The following is a 20,080-nucleotide window of genomic DNA, read 5'->3' as shown; positions in this document are numbered from 1 at the left end:
GGTGCGTATAATTCTGCCAGACATTGGAGCCTTTGACCCCATGCCGCAGACCAATCACCCCAGCAATGCCCCGCAACTGATCAGCAGCGTGACCGTTGCACGCCTGTCGGCACGACACGCGCATGCCCATAAAGGCGACTTTGGCCATGTGCTGGTCGTCGGTGGCGACCTGGGCACCGGTGGCGCCGTCCTGCTCAGTGCCGAGGCTGCGCTGCGCTGCGGTGCCGGGCTGGTCAGCGTGGCGACACGCCCGGATCACGTCGTGGCCGGGCTGGCGCGCATGCCGGAAGCCATGTGCCTGGGGGTCGAGTCGGCCAATCAGTTGATCGGTGTGCTGGAGCGTGCCTCGGTGCTGGTGGTGGGGCCCGGCCTGGGGCAGGCCGCCTGGGGCCGCAGCCTGTTGTCCGCAGTGGCTAATGCCGAGCGCCCGCAGGTGTGGGATGCCGACGCACTGAACCTGCTGGCACGCACGCCACTGGCGCTGCCCAGTGGCAGCATCCTCACCCCGCACCCGGGGGAGGCGGCTCGGCTGCTAGGCATATCCACCGAGGCCGTGCAGGCTGATCGCCCAGGTGCGGCGCGCAAGCTGGCTCGCCGCTATGCCAGCGTCTGCGTGCTCAAGGGCGCCGGTACCCTGGTGGCGGACCCGACCGGCCAGCTGGCGCTGTGCGAGCGGGGCCATCCGGCGATGGCCGGTGCAGGGCTGGGTGACGTGCTGACCGGCGTGCTGGCGGCGTTGCTGGCCCAGGGGCTGGATGCCTGGAGCGCGGCAGGCCTGGGCGTATGGCTGCATGCCTGTGCAGGGGAACGCCTTGGCGTCAAAGGTAGAGGCCTGGCAGCCAGTGATCTGGCGCCGGTCATTCGTGAGTTGTTGGAGGAGCATTCTGCGTGTCTGGCTTAACCCTGTTTCTGGCCGATGAAGCGGCCACGGTCGATTTCGGCGCAAAACTGGCCGAGGTGACCGGCGGTCGTGGCGTGATTTTTCTCGAAGGCGACCTGGGCGCGGGCAAGACTACGCTCTCGCGTGGCCTGATCCGTAGCCTGGGCCATACTGGTGCAGTGAAAAGTCCGACTTTCACCGTGGTAGAACCCTACGAAATCGGTGACGTGCGCGCCTTCCATTTCGACCTGTATCGCCTGGTCGACCCGGAAGAGCTGGAGTTCATGGGGATTCGTGACTATTTCGAGGGCGATCCGCTGTGCCTGTTCGAATGGCCACAAAAGGGTGCGGGCGTTTTGCCAAAGCCCGACCTGACCATTACCATAAGCCCCCAAGCGGGCGGCCGCTCGCTTGACCTTACGCCGCAGGGGGCTCGCGGCGAGGCCTGGTGCACTGCACTGGCCGAACACTATAAACAGTAAGTGGGGTAGGTATGCGCATACGCGCACTGGTCGCTGTCGTTGGATTGCTGCTGACAGCGGTGACCGTTGACGCTCTGGCCGTCACTCAAGTCAAGAGCGTGCGCCTGTGGCGCGCGCCGGACAACACGCGGTTGGTCTTCGACCTGTCCGGCCCCGTGCAGCATAGCGTCTTCACCCTCAGTGCACCCGATCGCCTGGTGATCGACATCAATGGCGCGACCTTGGCCGCGCCATTGAACGTGTCGACCGCGAATACGCCGATCAACAGCGTGCGCTCGGCCCAACGTACCCCCACCGACCTGCGCGTGGTAGTCGACCTGAAGAAGTCGGTCACGCCCAAGAGCTTTACCCTGGCGCCCAATGCCCAGTACGGCAACCGCCTGGTGGTCGACCTGTACGACCAGGAGGCCGATGCTGTCGCTGCCACGGCACCGACCCCGCCACCCACGCCAGTGCCGACCCCGGCAACCACGCCAGCCGTACCGGTGAGCCCGGCCCAGCCTGCAATCAAGCTGCCGCCCGTGCCCAGTGGCAAGCGCGACATCGTGGTCGCCATCGACGCCGGCCATGGCGGTGAAGACCCGGGCGCATCCGGCTCGAGCGGCCAGCACGAAAAAGACATCGTGCTGCAGATCGCCAAGGAGCTTCAACGCCAGATCAACACCGAAAGGGGTTACCGCGCCGAGCTGACCCGTACCGGTGACTACTTCATCCCGCTGCGCAAGCGCACCGAGATCGCCCGCAAGAAGGGTGCCGACCTGTTCATCTCGATCCACGCCGACGCCGCACCGTCGCGCGCTGCCTTTGGCGCCTCGGTGTTCGCCCTGTCCGACCGTGGTGCTACGTCCGAGACTGCGCGCTGGTTGGCCGACACGGAAAACCGTTCCGACCTGATTGGTGGTGCCGGCAACGTCAGCCTCGACGACAAGGACCGCATGCTCGCGGGCGTGCTGCTCGACCTGTCGATGACCGCCACGCTGAGTTCCAGCCTGAACGTCGGGCAAAAGGTGCTCGGCAACATGGGGCGGGTGACGTCGCTGCACAAGCAGCGAGTGGAACAGGCGGGCTTCATGGTACTGAAGTCGCCGGATATCCCGTCGATCCTCGTTGAAACCGGGTTCATCTCGAACAACAACGAAGCCGCCAAGCTGGCCACTGCCAGCCATCAGCAAGCATTGGCGCGTTCGATTCATACCGGCGTGCGCCAGTACTTCCAGCAGAACCCGCCGCCAGGTACCTACGTTGCCTGGCTGCGCGACAGCGGCAAGATCGCCCAGGGCCCGCGTGAGCACACCGTGCGCCCGGGCGAAACCCTGGCTATGCTCGCCGTGCGCTACCAGGTCAGCGTGGCCAGCCTGCGCAGCAGCAACAGCCTCAAGACCGATGAGCTGAAGGTCGGCCAGCACCTCGATATCCCCGCTACCACGCTGGCTTCGCAATGAGTGGTGGTTCGCGCATCCAGCTGCTCAGCCCGCGGCTGGCTAACCAGATTGCCGCCGGCGAGGTGGTTGAACGCCCGGCTTCGGTGGCCAAGGAACTGTTGGAAAACAGCCTGGACTCCGGGGCCCGGCGCATCGATGTGGAAGTCGAGCAGGGCGGTGTGAAGCTGCTGCGGGTACGTGACGATGGCAGTGGCATTTCCGCCGATGACCTGCCGCTGGCCCTGGCCCGTCACGCCACCAGCAAGATTCGCGAGCTGGAAGACCTTGAAGGTGTGTTGAGCCTGGGCTTCCGGGGCGAGGCGCTGGCATCGATCAGCTCGGTGGCGCGCCTGACCCTGACTTCGCGCACTGCCAGCGCTGGCGAGGCCTGGCAGGTCGAGACTGAAGGCCGTGACATGACCCCGCGCGTGCAGCCTGCCGCGCACCCGGTCGGCACGTCGGTGGAAGTGCGCGACCTGTTCTTCAATACCCCGGCCCGGCGCAAGTTCCTCAAGGCCGAAAAGACCGAATTCGATCACCTGCAGGAAGTCATCCGTCGCCTGGCCCTGGCCCGCTTCGATGTCGGCTTCCACCTGCGCCACAACGGCAAGAGCATCCTCAGCCTGCATGAGGCTCACGATGAAACTGCCCGTGCGCGGCGGGTCGGCGCCATCTGTGGCCCAGGCTTCATGGAGCAGGCGCTGCCAATCGACGTCGAGCGCAATGGCCTGAGGCTGTGGGGCTGGGTCGGCCTGCCGACCTTCTCGCGCAGCCAGGCCGACTTGCAGTACTTCTTCGTCAATGGCCGTGCAGTGCGCGACAAGCTGGTCGCCCACGCTGTGCGTCAGGCCTATCGCGACGTCCTGTTCAACGGCCGGCACCCGACCTTCGTGCTGTTCCTTGAGCTTGAGCCGAATGGCGTCGACGTCAACGTCCACCCGACCAAGCACGAAGTGCGCTTCCGCGAAGGCCGCTCGGTGCATGATTTCCTCTATGGCACGTTGCACCGCGCCCTGGCTGATGTGCGCCCGGAAGATCAGCTGGCGGCGCCTGCTGCCGTGCCTGAAGTGGTTCGCCCGACTGGCCAGCAGGTCGGTGAGTTTGGCCCGCAGGGTGAAATGCGCCTGGCCTCGCCAGTGCTCGAACAACCGCAGCATTCCATTTCCAATGGCGGCAGTGGCGCCGGCTACCAGTACCAGTACACCCCGCGCCCTTCGCAACCGTTGCCGGCTGCCGAGTCCCAGGCGGTCTACCGCGAGTTCTACAAGCCGCTGAACGAGGGGGCGCCCACCCCTTCGGCGCTGCCGGAAAGCCAGGGCGACATCCCGCCGCTGGGTTATGCCCTGGCGCAGCTCAAGGGCATCTACATCCTCGCCGAGAATGCCGTCGGCCTGGTGCTGGTGGACATGCACGCGGCCCACGAGCGCATCATGTACGAGCGCCTCAAGGTGGCCATGGCCAGCGAAGGCCTCAGCGGCCAGCCGCTGCTGGTGCCGGAAACCCTGGCGCTGAGCCAGCGCGAGGCGGATTGCGCCGAGGAGCACGGCCAGTGGTTCCAGCGCCTGGGCTTCGAGCTGCAGCGCCTGGGGCCAGAGACGCTGGCGATCCGCCAGATTCCGGCACTGCTCAAGCAGGCTGAGGCCAACCGCCTGGTCCAGGACGTGCTCGCCGACCTGATGGAATATGGCACCAGCGACCGGATCCAGGCGCACCTCAACGAACTGCTCGGTACCATGGCCTGCCACGGCGCCGTACGCGCCAACCGGCGCCTGGCCATTCCCGAGATGAACGCCCTGCTGCGCGACATGGAAAACACCGAGCGCAGCGGCCAGTGCAACCACGGCCGTCCGACCTGGACCCAGATGGGCCTGGACGACCTGGACAAACTCTTCCTGCGCGGTCGATGACATGAGCGGCAAACCCCCTGCGATATTCCTCATGGGCCCGACGGCGGCCGGCAAGACCGACCTCGCCATCGAGCTGACCAAGGTCCTGCCTTGCGAGCTGATCAGCGTCGATTCGGCGCTGGTGTATCGCGGCCTGGACATTGGTTCGGCCAAGCCCTCCAAAGAGATTCTGGCGGCTTACCCGCACCGGCTCATCGATATCCGCGACCCGGCCGAGAGCTACTCGGCCGCGCAATTTCGCGCTGATGCCCTGGAAGCGATGGCCGATATCACCGCGCGCGGCAAGATTCCGCTGCTGGTCGGCGGCACCATGCTTTATTACAAGGCATTGATCGAGGGCCTGGCAGACATGCCGGCGGCGGATGCGGCGGTGCGCGCAGAGCTTGAGGCCCAGGCCGAGGCGCTGGGCCTGGCCGAATTGCACCGGCAACTGGCAGAGGTTGACCCGGAGTCGGCGGCGCGCATTCACCCCAACGACCCGCAGCGGCTGATCCGCGCGCTGGAAGTCTACCGGGTGAGTGGCGAGAGCATGACAGCCCATCGGCAACGTCAATTCGCGGAAAGTAGCGGCGCAGACGCAGGCGCTGGCGGGCATTTGCCCTATACTGTCGCGAGTTTGGCGATTGCGCCTGCGGATCGTCACATTTTGCACAAGCGAATTGCGCTACGATTTTCGCAGATGCTGGAACAGGGCTTCGTCGACGAGGTCCGATCGCTGCGAGCCAGAAGTGACTTGCACGCCGGACTGCCGTCTATACGGGCAGTGGGTTATCGACAGGTCTGGGACTACCTCGACGGCAAGCTGACTGAGAATGAGATGCGAGAACGCGGTATCATTGCCACTCGACAGCTGGCCAAGCGGCAGTTCACCTGGTTGCGCGGCTGGCCTGACGTGCATTGGCTTGACAGCCTGGCCTGCGACAATCTGTCCCGCACCTTGAAATACCTTGGGGCCGTCTCCATATTGAGCTGAGTCCCTGCTGATAGCCGTCTATTCTTGCGAAGGGGCGGCCTGACTTATCAATTTTTCTGATTTTCTAATTATTTATCCTTACAGGAGTGCGGCATATGTCAAAAGGGCATTCGCTACAAGACCCTTACTTGAACCAACTGAGAAAAGAAAAGGTCCCGGTATCGATCTATCTGGTCAACGGGATCAAGCTGCAGGGCTCGATCGAATCCTTCGACCAGTTCGTGGTACTGCTGAAGAACACCGTCAGCCAGATGGTTTACAAGCACGCCATTTCGACCGTAGTTCCGGCCCGTCCGGTCCGCCTGCCAAGCCCGACCGACGGCGAGCACGGCGACAGCGAGCCAGGCAACGCCTGATAGGAGCCTGCATTGTTCTTTGAGCGCCACGGTGGTGGTGAGCGGGCGCTGCTCGTTCACTTGGAAGGTCAGAACCCTGAGGCGCGCGAAGACCCGCAGGAGTTTCAGGAACTGGCACTGTCGGCCGGAGCCGACATCGTCTCGTTGGCCACGGTAGCCAGGCATCAGCCTACGGCCAAATACCTGATTGGCAGCGGCAAGGTCGAGGAATTGCGCGACCTGGTCAAAGCCGAACAGGTAGACCTGGTGATTTTCAATCACACCCTCACGCCCAGTCAGGAGCGCAACCTCGAGCGAGTCTTCGAGTGTCGTGTGCTTGACCGTACCGGGCTGATCCTCGACATCTTCGCCCAGCGGGCGCGTACCCATGAAGGCAAGCTGCAGGTCGAACTGGCCCAGCTCGACCACATGAGCACGCGGCTGGTGCGCGGCTGGACCCACCTTGAGCGGCAGAAGGGTGGTATCGGCCTGCGCGGCCCGGGTGAAACCCAGCTGGAGACCGACCGCCGTCTGCTGCGGGTACGCATCCGCCAGATCAAGGGGCGCCTGGAAAAGGTGCGCAGCCAGCGTGAGCAGGCCCGTCGTGGCCGCAAGCGCGCGGATATCCCTTCGGTTTCGTTGGTCGGCTATACCAACGCCGGCAAGTCCACACTGTTCAATGCCCTGACCGAATCCGAGGTGTACGCGGCCGATCAGTTGTTCGCCACGCTCGACCCGACCCTGCGCCGGCTCGAACTGGCCGACCTGGGCCCGATCGTGCTGGCCGACACCGTGGGCTTCATTCGTCACCTGCCGCACAAGCTGGTCGAGGCATTTCGGGCTACGCTCGAAGAATCGAGCAACTCGGACCTGCTGCTGCATGTGATCGACGCCCATGAGCCAGAGCGCATGGAGCAGATCGAGCAAGTGCTGGCCGTGTTGGGTGAGATCGGTGCCGAAGGCTTGCCGATCCTCGAGGTCTATAACAAACTCGACCTGCTTGAAGATGTCGAGCCGCAGATTCAGCGCGATGCCGATGGCAAGCCGCAGCGGGTCTGGGTGTCGGCACGAGATGGACGTGGCCTGGAGCTTGTCGGCCAGGCGATTGCCGAGTTGTTGGGGGATGATCTGTTTGTCGGCACCCTGTGCCTGGAGCAGCGTTTTGCCCGCTTGCGCGCGCAATTCTTTGCCCTGGGTGCCGTGCGAAGTGAAGAGCATGACGAAGAAGGGCGCAGCCTGCTGAGTGTTCGCCTGCCCAGGGTCGAGTTGAATCGCCTGGTCAGTCGTGAGGGCATGGAGCCGCAAGTGTTTGTCGAGCAACACACTTTGCAATAAATGCCCGGTGAGGTCGCCGGGCAGCAGTGGCAGGCATTCTGTAGCATTGGACGGCGCGCCGTGGGCGCGTCTTTGCTTTATCAGATGGAGAGCGCTATGGCTTGGAACGAGCCGGGTGGCAACTCGAACAATCAGGATCCCTGGGGCGGCCGTCGCGGTGGCGGCGGTGGTGGCGACAAGAAGGGTCCGCCGGATCTGGACGAGGCCTTCCGCAAGCTGCAGGACAGCCTGAACGGCATGTTCGGCAGTGGCAAGAAACGTGGCGGCGGTGACCGCAATGTCGGCAAGGGTGGCGGCTACGGCCTGCTGGGCATCGGCCTGGCGGTGCTCGCTGCAATCTGGCTGTACAGCGCCGTGTACGTGGTCGACGAGCAGGAGCAAGCCGTAGTGCTGCGCTTCGGCAAGTACTATGAGACGGTCGGTCCCGGCCTGAACATCTACTTCCCGCCAATCGATCGCAAGTACATGGAAAACGTCACGCGCGAGCGTGCCTACACCAAGCAGGGGCAGATGCTCACCGAAGACGAGAACATCGTCGAGGTGCCGCTGACCGTCCAGTACAAGATCAGCAACCTGCAGGACTTCGTGCTCAACGTCGACCAGCCTGAGGTCAGCTTGCAGCATGCGACCGACAGTGCCCTGCGCCACGTGGTGGGTTCCACCTCGATGGACCAGGTGCTGACCGAGGGTCGTGAGCAGATGGCCGTGGATATCCGCGAGCGCCTGCAGCGCTTCCTCGACAACTACCGCACCGGTATCACCGTCACCCAGGTCAACGTACAGAGCGCGGCAGCCCCGCGTGAAGTGCAGGAAGCCTTTGACGACGTGATCCGCGCCCGTGAAGACGAGCAGCGTGCCCGCAACCAGGCCGAGTCCTACGCCAATGGCGTGGTGCCGGAAGCCCGCGGTCAGGCCCAGCGCATCATCGAGGACGCCAACGGTTACCGCGACGAAGTCATCGCCCGCGCCAAGGGTGAGGCCGACCGCTTCACCAAGCTGGTCGCCGAGTACCGCAAGGCCCCTGACGTGACCCGTCAGCGCCTGTACCTGGAGACCATGCAAGAGGTCTACAGCAACACCAGCAAGGTCCTGGTCACGGCCAAGGACGGGCAGAACAACCTGCTCTACCTGCCGCTGGACAAGATGGTCGAAGGCAGCCGCAACGCTTCCGCGCCAAGCACCAGCGTCAGCCCGTCGGTCAACGATGCGGCCGCACGTGCCGCGCAGGACCTGCAACAGCAACAGCAGCCACTGCGCACTAGGGAGAGCCGCTGATGAGCAACCGATCGCTGATCGCCCTGATCGCCGCCGTGGTTCTGGCCATTGTGGCCTGGAACAGCTTCTACATCGTGTCCCAGACCGAGCGTGCGGTACTGCTGCGCTTCGGTAAGGTAGTCCAGGCGGATGTCCAGCCGGGCCTGCACGTGAAGATTCCGTACGTGAACCAGGTACGCAAGTTCGACGCACGCCTGATGACCCTCGATGCCCCGACCCAGCGGTTCCTGACCCTGGAGAAGAAGGCGGTGATGGTCGACGCCTACGCCAAGTGGCGCGTCAAGGATGCCGAGCGCTTCTACACCGCCACTTCCGGCATGAAGCAGATCGCCGACGAGCGTCTGTCGCGTCGTCTGGAAAGCGGCCTGCGTGACCAGTTCGGTAAACGTACCCTGCACGAGGTGGTTTCCGGTGAACGTGACGCGCTGATGGCTGACATCACCGCATCGCTGAACCGCATGGCCAGCAAGGAGCTGGGTATCGAGGTGGTCGACGTGCGCGTCAAGGCCATCGACCTGCCGAAGGAAGTCAACCGCAGCGTGTTCGACCGCATGAGCACCGAGCGTGAGCGTGAAGCCCGCGAGCACCGCGCCAAAGGTAACGAGTTGGCCGAAGGTATTCGCGCCGATGCCGACCGTCAGCGCCGTGTACTGCTGGCCGAAGCCTACCGCGAAGCGGAAGAGACCCGCGGTGACGGCGACGCCCAGTCGGCCGCCATCTACGCCAAGGCCTACACTCAGGACGCCGATTTCTACGCGTTCTACCGTAGCCTGCAGGCTTACCGCGACAGCTTCTCGAGCAAGAACGACGTGCTGGTACTGGACGCGAAGAACGAGTTCTTCCGCTTCCTGGACAAGAGCAAGCCGTGATGCTCAGGCCCTGATTTTCATGCAGCAGCGCCCCGCCTGGCAGCTAAAACACCAGGCGGGGTGCATCCTGAATGAAAAGGGGTGTATGATGAGGCAGCCGGGAAATTTCCCGGCTTTTTTGCGTCTGCAAGGTTGATTGGCAAAGCGCCAGTTGACGGTTTGGTCAGGTCGCAAGGCAATTTGAGGGTATCGGGTACGGTGGCTGCGCTGGGATCAGTGCTGCCCGCTGCTGTGCGCGATACCGGCTTTACTGACGGCTCGCCAGCTGGCAAGCCGCCCGGACCAGAGGGGAAATGGCGTAATGGCAACGGTAGACCGCTGGCTGCTGCCAGATGGCATCGAGGAAGTACTGCCACCTGAGGCTGCGCGCATCGAGATCGCGCGCCGCCAGGTGTTGGACCTGTTCCAGAGTTGGGGCTACGAGCTGGTCGTCACCCCGCATATCGAGTACCTGGAGTCGCTGCTCACCGGCGCCGGCCAGGACCTGGATCAGCGCACCTTCAAGGTGGTCGACCCGCAGTCGGGCCGCCTGATGGGCTTCCGCGCCGACTTCACCCCGCAGGTGGCGCGCATCGACGCCCACACCCTGCGCCGTGAAGGCCCGAGCCGCCTGTGCTACGCCGGCAGCGTGCTGCACGCCCAGCCGCGTGCTCTGTCCACCTCGCGCAGCCCGATCCAGCTGGGTGCCGAGCTGTACGGCGATGCCAGCCCGAGCAGCGACGTCGAGGTCATCAGCCTGATGCTCGCCACGCTGCAACTGACCGATGTGCCAGATGTGCACATGGACCTTGGCCATGTCGGTATCTACCGCGGCCTGGCCCGTGCCGCCGGCCTGTCGGGCGCGGTCGAGCAGCAGCTGTTCGACGCCTTGCAGCGCAAGTCCGTCGACGAAGTACAGGCACTGACCGCCGACCTGCCGAAGGACCTGGGCAACATGCTGCGCGCCCTGGTCGAACTGTGCGGTGGCCGTGAAGTACTGGCCGAAGCCCGTGTGCGCCTGGGCCGTGCCCCGGCCAGTGTGCTGGCGGCGCTCGACGACCTGCTGGCGATCGCCGATCGCCTGGCGTCGCGCTACCCGGACCTGCCGCTGTACTTCGACCTCGGCGAGCTGCGCGGCTACAACTACCACACCGGCGTGGTGTTCGCCGTGTTCGTGCCGGGCGAAGGTCAATCGATCGCCCAGGGCGGCCGCTATGACGACATCGGCGCCGACTTTGGCCGGGCACGCCCGGCCACCGGTTTCTCCACGGATTTGAAGACCCTGGTCACACTGGGGCGAGCGGAGGTCGTATTGCCAACTGGCGGCATCTGGATGCCGGACAGTGGCGACGCGGCCCTCTGGCAGCAGGTCTGCCAGTTGCGCAACGAGGGCCAGCGTGTGGTCCAGGCTCTGCCTGGCCAGCCGTTGAGTGCTGCTCTCGAGGCGGATTGTGATCGGCAATTGATTCAGCAAGACGGGCGCTGGCAGGTTCTGCCGCTGGCCCAGTGAGTTTCTGCGTCGGCAGTAGGCCGGCAACCAAGTTTGCGTGAATGAGGACCAATGTAATGGGTAAGAATGTCGTCGTCCTGGGCACCCAGTGGGGTGATGAGGGCAAAGGCAAGATCGTCGATCTGCTGACCGAACATGCTGCCGCCGTAGTGCGCTACCAAGGTGGCCACAACGCGGGCCACACCCTGGTGATCAACGGTGAGAAAACCGTTCTGCACCTGATTCCCTCGGGCATCCTGCGTGAAGGCGTACAGTGCCTGATCGGCAACGGCGTGGTCGTTGCTCCGGACGCCTTGATGCGTGAAATCACCAAGCTGGAAGAGAAAGGCGTACCGGTGCGCGAGCGCCTGCGCATCTCCCCGGCTGCGCCGCTGATCCTGTCGTACCACGTGGCCCTGGACCAGGCCCGTGAAAAAGGCCCGTGGCGAAGCCAAGATCGGCACCACTGGCCGCGGCATTGGCCCAGCCTACGAAGACAAGGTCGCACGCCGCGGCCTGCGCGTTGGCGACCTGTTCCACCGTGAGCGTTTCGCCGCCAAGCTGGGTGAGCTGCTGGACTACCACAACTTCCAGCTGGTGAACTACTACAAAGAGCCGGCCATCGACTTCCAGCAGACCCTGGACGAGTGCATGGCCTACGCCGAACAGCTCAAGCCGATGATGCTCGACGTCACCGCCGAGCTGCACAACCTGCGTCGCGCTGGCAAGGACATCATGTTCGAAGGCGCCCAGGGCTCGCTGCTGGACATCGACCACGGTACCTACCCGTACGTCACCAGCTCCAACACCACCGCTGGTGGCATCTCCACCGGTTCCGGCGTTGGCCCGATGTACCTGGACTACATCCTGGGCATCACCAAGGCCTACACCACTCGCGTGGGTTCCGGTCCATTCCCGACCGAACTGTTCGACGAAACCGGCGCCACGCTGGCCAAGCGTGGCCACGAGTTCGGTTCGACCACCGGCCGTGCCCGTCGTTGCGGCTGGTTCGATGCCGTCATCCTGCGTCGCGCCATCGACGTCAACAGCATCTCGGGCATCTGCCTGACCAAGCTGGACGTGCTGGACGGCCTGGATACCATCAACATCTGCGTTGGCTACAAGAACGAGAACGGTGCCGTCATCGACGCCCCTTCCGATGCCGACAGCTACATCGGCCTGGAGCCGGTGTACGAAGAGATGCCAGGCTGGAGCGAATCGACCCTGGGCGTGAAAACCCTGGAAGAGCTGCCGCAAGCTGCGCGTGACTACATCAAGCGTATCGAAGAGCTGGTAGGCGCGCCGATCGACATCATTTCGACCGGCCCGGACCGCAACGAGACCATCGTCCTGCGTCATCCGTTCGCCTGATCTGCCCTCCAGGCTGATCTGACGCCGCGGTCCTGAAAAGGATCGCGGCGTTTTCATTTGTGGCGCAGGCTTGGTTGCTAGACCTTGGCGCTTATCCCTGCTGTGTACGGCACAACCCTTGCTGTAAGAAGTTTCTGTAGATGCCATCAAAATAGTGGCGCCAGAAAACACGAGGGTTACACCGTGTCTGCCATCCTTTCACTGTTACGAAGCCGCCTATTGCGGCCTGTGTTTGTTGCCCTTGGTATCGCCCTTTTGGTGCAGGTGCTGGTTGCTGTTGCGCTGACCCGTAGCACCGTGACGGCCTTGGAGGCTGACCTGGGTGAGCGCCTGGGCAAAGACAGCCGCCAGCTCGCTGGTGAGCTGGAGCAGGCCGGGCAGGACGTGCGCGGGGGCCTTGATAGTCTTTCCAGCAGCACCCGCCAGCGTCTGAGTGCGGGCCTGTCCACCCGGCTGCAGGATGAACAGCAGCAGTTGCGCGCCACCCTGGAGAAAAATCTCAAGGACTCGGCCAACGACATGGCCGAGCTGCTGGCCTCGGTCGCCCCGCGGGCGATCTGGGACAACGATGTGCCGATGCTCTCCGACTTCGCCCGTCGGGCCCAGCGCAACCCCAACGTGCTGTTCGTGATCTATGACGATGCCCAGGGCCAGCACCTGACCCGCTACTTGAACCGGCAGAACCCGATCAACCAGGCGCTGATCGAGAAGGGGCAGGGCGAGCGGGCGCTGGACAAGGTGCTCGACGCCGCGCGTCGCGACCCGTCGGTGTACTTCGTCGAAGCGTCGATCAACCCCAATGGTGCCGAGATCGGCAAAGTCCTGATGGGGGTTTCCACGGCCGGCGTTGACCAGGCGCTCAAGGCCCTCGACCAGCGCTTCAGCGCCCTGATCGCCAGCGGTGAGCAGCTGGTTGGCGATAGCCTGGGCGCGGCGGCCGCCGACAGTGGCAAGGCCCTGCGCGAGCGCCTGGAGACCGCACAGGCCAGCGCCACCGCTATGCAGGCCAACACGGCACAGACCGTGCGCGATGCGGCTGCCGAGCTGCGCTGGCGGATTGGCCTGGGCCTGGTGGTGGTTGGCCTGGGTGTTCTTCTGGTGGTCGCCGTAGTACTAGGCCGCCGCGTGCTCAGCAAGCTGCGCCTGCTGATCGCCGCGCTCAACGACCTTGCCGCTGGCGAAGGCGACCTGACCAAGCGCGTGACCCTCGACAGCCGCGACGAGATCGGCGATATGGCTTCGGCGGTCAACCGCTTCGTCGACAAGTTGCAGCCCATCGTGCGTGAGGCTGGCGAAGTGGCCCAGCGTACCGGGGTCGAGATCGGTGCCATGGCCCAGCGTAACGCCGGTGCCGATGCCGCAGCGGCGTTGCAGCGTGATGAAGTGGCCGCCAGCCTGCGCGACCTGTCGAGCATGGCTGATGAGGCCCAGGCTGAAAGCCATGCCATGCAGGCAGCGTTGCAGCAGGTAGTGGACATTCGCCAGGCGACCGATGAGAACAGCCGTTCCTCGACGCAACTGGCGAGCCTGATCGAGAACCTGGCCGGGCAGGTGGAGACCGGCTCGCAGGTGATCGAGCGCCTGGCCAAGCAGAGCGAACAGATCGAAGTGGTGCTGACCGTCATCCATGGCATTGCCGAACAGACCAACCTGCTGGCGCTCAACGCCGCAATCGAAGCCGCACGCGCTGGCGAGACTGGCCGTGGGTTTGCCGTAGTGGCCGATGAGGTACGGGCGCTGGCGAGCAAGACCCAGAGCTCTACCGGCGACATTCAGGCGCACATTGCCGCGCTGCAGAAAGGTGCCAAGGAAGCGGTGGCGACCATCGGTCAAGCTGGGCTCAAGGCCAGCGAAGGGTTGTTGGTGTTGCGGGACAATGAGCGTCGCCAGCAATCGGTGCAGGCTGCGGTGGAGCAGGTGCACGCGGCTATCGGCCTGGCTACTCGCGCTGCCGAGCAGCAAGCACACGGCGCGCAGGCGGTACGGGGACGGGTGGAGAACATCCATGCCCAGGCCGAGCGTTCGGCCGAGGTGGTGATGCAGACCACGGCCAGCAGCAAGGTACTGGATGGTCTGGCGGCCCAGTTACGTGCCAGTCTCGGTCAGTTCCGGGCTTGAAGCTTGCGCGGTCCATTAGTAGGAGCGGCCTTGTGCCGCGAAAGGGCCGCAAAGCGGCCCCGGCAATTTCAGCGTTGAAGCAGAAATCCCAGGGCTGCTGCGCAGCCCTTTCGCGACACAAGGCGCTCCTGCAGCGAGTCATGTTGCTATGCTGTCGGCGACACATGACAAAGGGAGTTGCTCATGTCCGCCCAACTGGTCGCCGCCCAGGCCGAACTGAATTTCCTGCACAGTGACAGCGTACAGCTCACTGCCCCGATGACCGCCCTGCAAGCCTACTGCGCCATGACCTCGGACGTCCCCGGCTGGTTGGCCAAGGCCTTCCGCATCCGCGACTTCATCTCACGTCGTTTCAATGTCGCCGATATCCACGGCTTCACTCCCCGCGATCCAGGGCATGTGCCCGTCGTCGGTGAGCGCCTGGACTTCTTCACCGTCGAGGCCATCAGCGACCAGCAACTGGTTCTGGCTTCTCGTGATACGCACCTGGCCGTCATGGTCTGCATGGATGTGTCGACAGGGGAGTGCAGCCTCGCGAAGTTGAACGTGACCACATCGGTAAAGTGTTTCAACACCTTCGGCCGTTTGTACATGGTGCCGGTCGGAAGGGTTCATGGTGTGATCGTGCGGCGGATGCTGGGCAACCTGCAGGGCCACCGTTTCAAGCGTCGGTAAGCAATATATTCTTACCTAATAAATCAGAATTTTTATCCGATCTTGTAGGCAATTTCCCAAAGTTTGCTTGGGAGCGTGCGTGCTATTGCGTGGCTCGGCGCAGGGAACTAGTGTCAATCGGGCCCCGAGGCGACAGCGCTAATCCGCCGTCTTGCTTTTCAGGCACAACCGCAAGACGACAATGCGAGAGCGCTGTCGTTATTCAGCCCAAATATTGCCAAGGAGAGGTAAGCATGGCTTTCGATGCTTATATTCAAATCACCGAAATTGCTGGCGAAGCACTGGACGAGCAGTTCACCAACTGGATCGAGATTGCGGGCTACAAGTTCGGCGCCAACCAGAGCACCTCTGCCACCGCAAGCTCTGCTGGCGGCGCATCATCAGGCCGTACCACACTCACCAACTTCTCCTTCACCAAGTACCTGGACAGCGCCAGCTGCAAGCTGCTGGAGGCCAGCTGTGCCGGTCAGCACCTGAAGGAAGTGAAGTTGGTGCTGTGTCGTGCGGGTGGCGACAAGCTCAAGTACTTCGAAGTGGTCCTCGAAGAAGTGATCATCGCCGACTACGCCCAGAGCGCCAGCACCGGGGTGCCCATGGAGGTGGTGCAACTGAACTATGGCCGCATCAAGACCACCTACACGCGGCAGAAACGTCTCGATGGCAGCGCCGGTGGCAATGTAACCGGTGGCTGGGATCGCATCAGTAACAAGAAGTATGCGTGAGGTGCGACCATGTCCGAGGCTCGTAGCTACATTAATCCCAAAGCGCAGTCCTATGAGTCGCTGAGGGCCGATACACCCATGAACGGGAACCAGCGGGCCAAGTTTGATGTTTTGAATGCGCATATCGTCAACACTGTTGTTTTCCCTGGCGAACTGATAATCGTGGGTGACCCAAGCACACCGTCCTGTACTGCTCATGAGGCATTTCTCATGGGTAAGGCGTTGGGTATACACCTTGATATCGAATTGAACGGCGGTGGGCTTGACGGGTTCCTTCTGGAGAATTTTGAGCTGCTGCAGAGCTTGCTGGCTCGTGGGTCCATCGGCGCTGGTACCGCTAGTGACGCTTGGAGTAAGCATCTTGAAGCGATCAAGAAAACGTTAGAGGAGATAGAACGGCTCCACCGAAATTATTTGCATCAGGGTACGTTGAAAGCTCGTGATGTATTCTACTCGAAACGTACAGCGTTATTTCTGACGTTGGAGGCGCAGCTAGACAGTATGGCTGCGTATGGGGCCGGATTGCGCAATCGGGGTAAAATCAAGCATGCACTGGATATATCCACCAAAAGATTTCTTCACGGTGGTGAGATTAAAGGGTACGCAGAAAAAATATCTGGCGTGGCTAAGGCGGCTAATTGGGTAAAAAAAGGTGCGTATTTGGGGATGGCGCTTGAAGTGGCGTCAACCGAGCTGTCAATTCGTAACGCTTGCGTGCTTGGGCGGGAGGATGAGTGTAAAAAGGCTAAGTATGTCGAGAGGAGTTCGCTAGTCGCGGGTTTGGGGCTAGGAGGAATTGGTGGGAAAGTCGGGGGCGTATTGGGGCCAATAGCTTGTGTTGCCTTAGGCGTTCCCACCGGTGGAACGGCAACTTTCGCATGCGCGGTACTGGGGGGAGCGGCTGGAGGTATTGCTGGGGGTGAGTTTGGCGAGATGTTGGGAGAAAGAGTAGGGGAGATTTTGTACGAGGCAGTGCGATGAGTAACTTGCACCTGGCAGTGCTTGGGGTATTCGCGATTATTTCGCCGTATTTTATGTTTGGTGTATGGATATTCGTTGCACATCGATATCTGGATCGTATCGAATCAGCCTTGTCAAATAGTCGAATGGTGGCTGTAAATAGAGAAATATATTCTCATGCCGGGTTGCTCGGGAAAGTCATGCGGCTAGGGTCAATTTCTGCAATGCTATCTATGAAATATTTTAGCGTTCGAAAGGGTCTATTAGATGGCGATGACCTTGCTAAGGCTCCCGCCGACCTGCAGAAGTTGTTAGTGCGCTTGTGGTCTGTACAAATTTTTCTGATTGCACTGATTGTGCTGTTTTTTGTTTGGATAGAGTACTGGAGGTAAGCTCGTGTGTCGTTCAAAAATCCAGGCTGCTTGCCAGCCTGGATTCGTTCTCAAGCCTTGTTCAAGTACATCCGGGTAGTCAGCAAATACACCGGCAACCCCGAAACCACAATCAGTAACGCCGCATAAGGCGCCGCCGCCGCAAACTCGACGTTGGCGGTATGCGCCCAGACCTCAGTGGCCAGGGTGGTCATGCCAGTCGGGCTGAGCAGCAGAGTAGCGGTAAGCTCCTTCATGGCATCAAGGAACACCAGCGCAAACGCCGCCGCCAGCGCCGGGAAGATGATCGGCAAGGTCACCCGGCAAAACGCTGCAAAGCTGCTGGCGCCCAAAGTGCGGGCTGCTTCTTCGAGTGTCGGCGAAGCCTTGTTCAGCGCGGTGCGCACCGGCGCCTGGGCCAGAGGCAGGAACAGCAGCGCATAAGCCAGCAGCAGCAACGCGGTGGTCTGGTACAGCGCCGGCACGTAGTGCAGCGAGAACACCACCAAGGTCAGCGCAATCACCAGGCCGGGCAGGGCGTGCAGCAGGTATGGCAGGCGTTCGGCCCAGATTGCCAGGCGGCCTTTGTAGCGCACCACCAGGAAGCTGACCGGCAGCGCCAGCAGTACACAGAAGCCTGCGCCACCCAGCGACACCGACAGCGAAGTCAGCAGCGCTTTACTGATCGCCGCCACCGGGAAGGCGGCCGACGAACCCACGCTCAGCCAGTAACCCAGCATGGCCAGCGGGATGCCGCTGCCGAGAATCGCCAGGCTCAGGCAGAACAGTTGCGCCAACGGCATCCAGCCACGCAGCCGTACCGGCTGCCCGCGACGTGCCACGCCCTGGCCGATGCGCACGTGGCGCGCCTTGCCGCGCACGCGCAGTTCCAGCCACAGCATCAGCAGGCACATCGCCAACAGTACCGCCGACAGCATGGCGGCGTTGGCGTTGCTGAATTCCAGTTCGAACTGCTGGTAGATCGCCGTAGTGAAGGTCTGCAGGCCGAGGATCGACAGCGCGCCGAACTCGACCAGCATGTGCAGGGCGATCAGCAACGCACCGCCCAGCATCGACGGCCAGAGCAGCGGCAGGGTGATCTTGCGGAATACGCCCCAGCGGCTGTAGCCCAAGGTGCGCGCCGACTCTTCAAGCGAAGTGTCGAGGTTGCGCAGGGTCGCCGCCACCGGCAGGAACACCAGCGGGTACTTGGACAGTGCCATGACCAGGATCGCCCCGCCCAAACCTTCGAAGTCCGAGCTCAGCGATACCCACGTGAAGCTGCTGACAAACGACGGCACGGCGAACGGCAGGCACAGCACCACGCCCCACAGCCGGCGGCCAGGCAGGTTGCTGCGCTCGAGCAGCCAGGCCAGGGCCAGGCCGACCACCATGCACGCCAGCGTCACCCCGGCCATCAGCATCAGGGTATTGCGCATCAGGCCCCAGACGAACGGGCGCCAGAGCAGGTGCAGGGCTTCGCGCCAGCCGGCTTCCCAGGCTTTCATGGCGACGTACAGCAACGGCAGCAAGCTCATCGCCACCAGGAACAGCACAGGCAGCAGCACCCAGATCGAGGGGCGCTTGCGGCGCGGCACGTAACGTACCTGCGCAGGCGTGGACAGGGCGGCAGTCATCAGAGCAGGCCGACCTCGCGTTCAAGCTCGATCGCTTCCTCGGCATTGCCCAGGTCGGCTGGTGAGATCTTCGGCGGGCGCAGCTCTTCGAATGGTTTAAGTCCACGGTCGGAGACCATGCCTTTGTGCAGCGGGTACTCGGCGGTGGTCTGGGTGATCACGCGCTGGCCTTCTTCGCTGGCCATCCAGTTGAGCAGGGCCTGGGCTTCCTTCGGATGCTTGCTGGCCTTGACCGCGGCAGCACCGGAGATGGTCACCAGGTTACCGGCGTCGCCGTCGGCCAGGTAGTAGAGCTTGGAATCGAGCTTGCCGCGCTCGCGCTCCAGGGCGTACCAGTAGTAGTTGTTGACCAGCACCGCAGCGACTTCGCCTTTTTCCACGGCCTTCAGGGCGACCATGTTGTTGGTGTAGGTCTTGCCGAAGGCTTTCAGGCCGGTCAGCCATTCTTCGGTGGCTTCACGCCCGTGCATCTTCAGGATGGCCACAGCCTGTTCCTGGAACGCGCCGCTGGTGGGCACGTAGCCGACGCGGCCTTCCCACTCTGGGCCGGCGAAGTCCATCACGGTGGTCGGCAGGTCTTTCTGGTCAATTTTCTTCGGGTTGTACACCACCACGCGGGTACGGGCAGTAACGCCCATCCAGGTGCCGTTGGCGCCCACGTATTCCTTGGGCAGCATGTTCAGCGTGGCGTCGTCGATCTTGGCCAGCAGGCCCAGCTCGCCCAGGTTGTTCAGTGGCGGCGACTCTTCGGTATAGATGATGTCGGCCGGCGAGCGGTTGCCTTCCTCGATGATCTGGCTGGCCAGCTGGTTGCTGCTGCCCTTGCGAATATTGATGTGGATACCGGTCTTGGCCTCGTAGGCCTTGGCGATGGCTTCGCCGATTTCCTTGTGCTGGCCGTTGTACATGGTCAGCGTGACCGGTTCGTCTGCCAGGGCGGCCGGAGCGCCGATCACCAGGCTCAGAACTGCGGCAGCCAGGGTACGCATCAGCGGTTGCGGGCGGATCGTCATGCGGGTACTTCCTCGCTTCGGCTACATATTCGGAACAATGGTAAACGAAATCGTTTCTCAAGTGGCCGGGTGACGAGAAATTCATCGGCAGACTAACGTGTAATGCCGGGCTTTGGAGGGAGGAGGGAGGGGGATGCAAAAATCGCAGGCAAGAAAAAACCCACTAGCAAGCTAGTGGGTTTTTTGTATGGTGCCCAGGAGAAGACTCGAACTTCCACGACCTTGCGGTCACTGATACCTGAAACCAGCGCGTCTACCAATTCCGCCA

At 62.7% G+C, this 20,080-nt stretch carries 17 protein-coding genes, 1 tRNA gene and 2 pseudogenes; 17 read left to right on the top strand and 3 right to left on the bottom strand.

What is annotated here, in order from left to right; all coding sequences use genetic code 11:
- The first annotated feature begins 40 nt into the window (after window positions 1-40).
- From F6X59_RS23980 to F6X59_RS23905, 17 genes and pseudogenes are all read left to right on the top strand, one after another.
- Window positions 41-901, top strand: coding sequence for an NAD(P)H-hydrate dehydratase (locus tag F6X59_RS23980; RefSeq protein ID WP_152958526.1), 861 nt, complete (start codon window positions 41-43; stop codon window positions 899-901).
- Window positions 889-1,362, top strand: coding sequence for a tRNA (adenosine(37)-N6)-threonylcarbamoyltransferase complex ATPase subunit type 1 TsaE (gene tsaE, locus F6X59_RS23975; protein ID WP_372240506.1), 474 nt, complete (start codon window positions 889-891; stop codon window positions 1,360-1,362). The genes F6X59_RS23980 and tsaE overlap by 13 nt, the downstream gene beginning before the upstream one ends.
- Before the next feature lie 11 nt (window positions 1,363-1,373).
- Complete coding sequence (locus F6X59_RS23970) at window positions 1,374-2,804, top strand: N-acetylmuramoyl-L-alanine amidase (protein ID WP_152958524.1); 1,431 nt, start codon at window positions 1,374-1,376, stop codon at window positions 2,802-2,804.
- Window positions 2,801-4,690 carry a DNA mismatch repair endonuclease MutL gene (mutL, locus tag F6X59_RS23965; protein ID WP_152958522.1) on the top strand — a complete coding sequence of 630 codons (1,890 nt, stop codon included), beginning with the start codon at window positions 2,801-2,803 and terminating at the stop codon, window positions 4,688-4,690. Before F6X59_RS23970 ends, mutL begins: the two co-directional genes overlap by 4 nt.
- Before the next feature lies 1 nt (window position 4,691).
- Window positions 4,692-5,663, top strand: a complete 972-nt coding sequence (gene miaA, locus F6X59_RS23960) for a tRNA (adenosine(37)-N6)-dimethylallyltransferase MiaA (RefSeq protein ID WP_152958520.1) — start codon at window positions 4,692-4,694, stop codon at window positions 5,661-5,663.
- A 95-nt stretch (window positions 5,664-5,758) separates the two neighbouring features.
- Window positions 5,759-6,019: an RNA chaperone Hfq gene (gene hfq / locus F6X59_RS23955; protein WP_060510654.1), complete on the top strand. Its 261-nt coding sequence runs from the start codon at window positions 5,759-5,761 to the stop codon at window positions 6,017-6,019.
- A 12-nt stretch (window positions 6,020-6,031) separates the two neighbouring features.
- On the top strand, window positions 6,032-7,333 hold the full coding sequence (gene hflX, locus F6X59_RS23950) for a ribosome rescue GTPase HflX (protein ID WP_060510652.1): 1,302 nt from the start codon (window positions 6,032-6,034) through the stop codon (window positions 7,331-7,333).
- 96 nt (window positions 7,334-7,429) lie between these two features.
- Window positions 7,430-8,608, top strand: coding sequence for an FtsH protease activity modulator HflK (gene hflK, locus F6X59_RS23945; protein ID WP_152958517.1), 1,179 nt, complete (start codon window positions 7,430-7,432; stop codon window positions 8,606-8,608).
- Window positions 8,608-9,477 carry a protease modulator HflC gene (gene hflC, locus F6X59_RS23940; RefSeq protein WP_152958515.1) on the top strand — a complete coding sequence of 290 codons (870 nt, stop codon included), beginning with the start codon at window positions 8,608-8,610 and terminating at the stop codon, window positions 9,475-9,477. Before hflK ends, hflC begins: the two co-directional genes overlap by 1 nt.
- Before the next feature lie 301 nt (window positions 9,478-9,778).
- On the top strand, window positions 9,779-10,966 hold the full coding sequence (locus F6X59_RS23935) for an ATP phosphoribosyltransferase regulatory subunit (RefSeq protein ID WP_152958513.1): 1,188 nt from the start codon (window positions 9,779-9,781) through the stop codon (window positions 10,964-10,966).
- Between the two features lie 56 nt (window positions 10,967-11,022).
- Window positions 11,023-12,316, top strand: a pseudogene (locus F6X59_RS23930) (adenylosuccinate synthase).
- 519 nt (window positions 12,317-12,835) lie between these two features.
- Window positions 12,836-13,528 (top strand): annotated as a pseudogene (locus F6X59_RS29035) (methyl-accepting chemotaxis protein); the annotation flags it as partial.
- 21 nt (window positions 13,529-13,549) lie between these two features.
- Window positions 13,550-14,434 carry a methyl-accepting chemotaxis protein gene (locus F6X59_RS29030; RefSeq protein WP_372240509.1) on the top strand — a complete coding sequence of 295 codons (885 nt, stop codon included), beginning with the start codon at window positions 13,550-13,552 and terminating at the stop codon, window positions 14,432-14,434.
- A gap of 183 nt (window positions 14,435-14,617) precedes the next feature.
- Window positions 14,618-15,109: a DUF2867 domain-containing protein gene (locus F6X59_RS23920; protein ID WP_152958511.1), complete on the top strand. Its 492-nt coding sequence runs from the start codon at window positions 14,618-14,620 to the stop codon at window positions 15,107-15,109.
- 233 nt (window positions 15,110-15,342) lie between these two features.
- Window positions 15,343-15,831 (top strand): type VI secretion system tube protein Hcp, encoded by a 489-nt coding sequence (locus tag F6X59_RS23915; protein ID WP_152958509.1) that lies wholly within the window; start codon window positions 15,343-15,345, stop codon window positions 15,829-15,831.
- 9 nt (window positions 15,832-15,840) lie between these two features.
- Complete coding sequence (locus tag F6X59_RS23910; protein ID WP_152958507.1) at window positions 15,841-16,812, top strand: hypothetical protein; 972 nt, start codon at window positions 15,841-15,843, stop codon at window positions 16,810-16,812.
- Complete coding sequence (locus tag F6X59_RS23905; protein WP_152958505.1) at window positions 16,809-17,183, top strand: hypothetical protein; 375 nt, start codon at window positions 16,809-16,811, stop codon at window positions 17,181-17,183. The genes F6X59_RS23910 and F6X59_RS23905 overlap by 4 nt, the downstream gene beginning before the upstream one ends.
- 50 nt (window positions 17,184-17,233) lie before the next feature.
- Here F6X59_RS23905 and F6X59_RS23900 read toward each other — a convergent pair whose 3' ends face one another.
- From F6X59_RS23900 to F6X59_RS23890, 3 genes are all read right to left on the bottom strand, one after another.
- Window positions 17,234-18,799, bottom strand: coding sequence for an iron ABC transporter permease (locus tag F6X59_RS23900; RefSeq protein ID WP_152958503.1), 1,566 nt, complete (start codon window positions 18,797-18,799; stop codon window positions 17,234-17,236).
- Window positions 18,799-19,812 carry an extracellular solute-binding protein gene (locus F6X59_RS23895; protein WP_152958501.1) on the bottom strand — a complete coding sequence of 338 codons (1,014 nt, stop codon included), beginning with the start codon at window positions 19,810-19,812 and terminating at the stop codon, window positions 18,799-18,801. The genes F6X59_RS23900 and F6X59_RS23895 overlap by 1 nt, the downstream gene beginning before the upstream one ends.
- Before the next feature lie 188 nt (window positions 19,813-20,000).
- Window positions 20,001-20,079, bottom strand: a tRNA-Leu gene (locus F6X59_RS23890).
- Between the last annotated feature and the right edge of the window lies 1 nt (window position 20,080).

Origin of the sequence: Pseudomonas sp. MN1F (assembly GCF_009391885.1) — a bacterium.
GTDB lineage: Bacteria > Pseudomonadota > Gammaproteobacteria > Pseudomonadales > Pseudomonadaceae > Aquipseudomonas.
Note: the sequence above shows the minus strand (reverse complement) of the source record. Positions and strands in the feature narration are given on the sequence as shown.

What these genes read in the sequence shown, in the direction of transcription:
- hflC (WP_152958515.1), top strand. Translation starts at nt 8,608, where the DNA reads ATGAGCAACCGATCGCTGATCGCCCTGATCGCCGCCGTGGTTCTGGCC.
- F6X59_RS23905 (WP_152958505.1), top strand. Translation starts at nt 16,809, where the DNA reads ATGAGTAACTTGCACCTGGCAGTGCTTGGGGTATTCGCGATTATTTCG.
- hfq (WP_060510654.1), top strand. Translation starts at nt 5,759, where the DNA reads ATGTCAAAAGGGCATTCGCTACAAGACCCTTACTTGAACCAACTGAGA.
- hflK (WP_152958517.1), top strand. Translation starts at nt 7,430, where the DNA reads ATGGCTTGGAACGAGCCGGGTGGCAACTCGAACAATCAGGATCCCTGG.
- F6X59_RS23900 (WP_152958503.1), bottom strand. Translation starts at nt 18,799, where the DNA reads ATGACTGCCGCCCTGTCCACGCCTGCGCAGGTACGTTACGTGCCGCGC.
- F6X59_RS23915 (WP_152958509.1), top strand. Translation starts at nt 15,343, where the DNA reads ATGGCTTTCGATGCTTATATTCAAATCACCGAAATTGCTGGCGAAGCA.
- F6X59_RS29030 (WP_372240509.1), top strand. Translation starts at nt 13,550, where the DNA reads ATGGCTTCGGCGGTCAACCGCTTCGTCGACAAGTTGCAGCCCATCGTG.
- miaA (WP_152958520.1), top strand. Translation starts at nt 4,692, where the DNA reads ATGAGCGGCAAACCCCCTGCGATATTCCTCATGGGCCCGACGGCGGCC.
- F6X59_RS23970 (WP_152958524.1), top strand. Translation starts at nt 1,374, where the DNA reads ATGCGCATACGCGCACTGGTCGCTGTCGTTGGATTGCTGCTGACAGCG.
- mutL (WP_152958522.1), top strand. Translation starts at nt 2,801, where the DNA reads ATGAGTGGTGGTTCGCGCATCCAGCTGCTCAGCCCGCGGCTGGCTAAC.
- F6X59_RS23935 (WP_152958513.1), top strand. Translation starts at nt 9,779, where the DNA reads ATGGCAACGGTAGACCGCTGGCTGCTGCCAGATGGCATCGAGGAAGTA.
- F6X59_RS23920 (WP_152958511.1), top strand. Translation starts at nt 14,618, where the DNA reads ATGTCCGCCCAACTGGTCGCCGCCCAGGCCGAACTGAATTTCCTGCAC.
- F6X59_RS23895 (WP_152958501.1), bottom strand. Translation starts at nt 19,812, where the DNA reads ATGACGATCCGCCCGCAACCGCTGATGCGTACCCTGGCTGCCGCAGTT.
- F6X59_RS23980 (WP_152958526.1), top strand. Translation starts at nt 41, where the DNA reads ATGCCGCAGACCAATCACCCCAGCAATGCCCCGCAACTGATCAGCAGC.
- F6X59_RS23910 (WP_152958507.1), top strand. Translation starts at nt 15,841, where the DNA reads ATGTCCGAGGCTCGTAGCTACATTAATCCCAAAGCGCAGTCCTATGAG.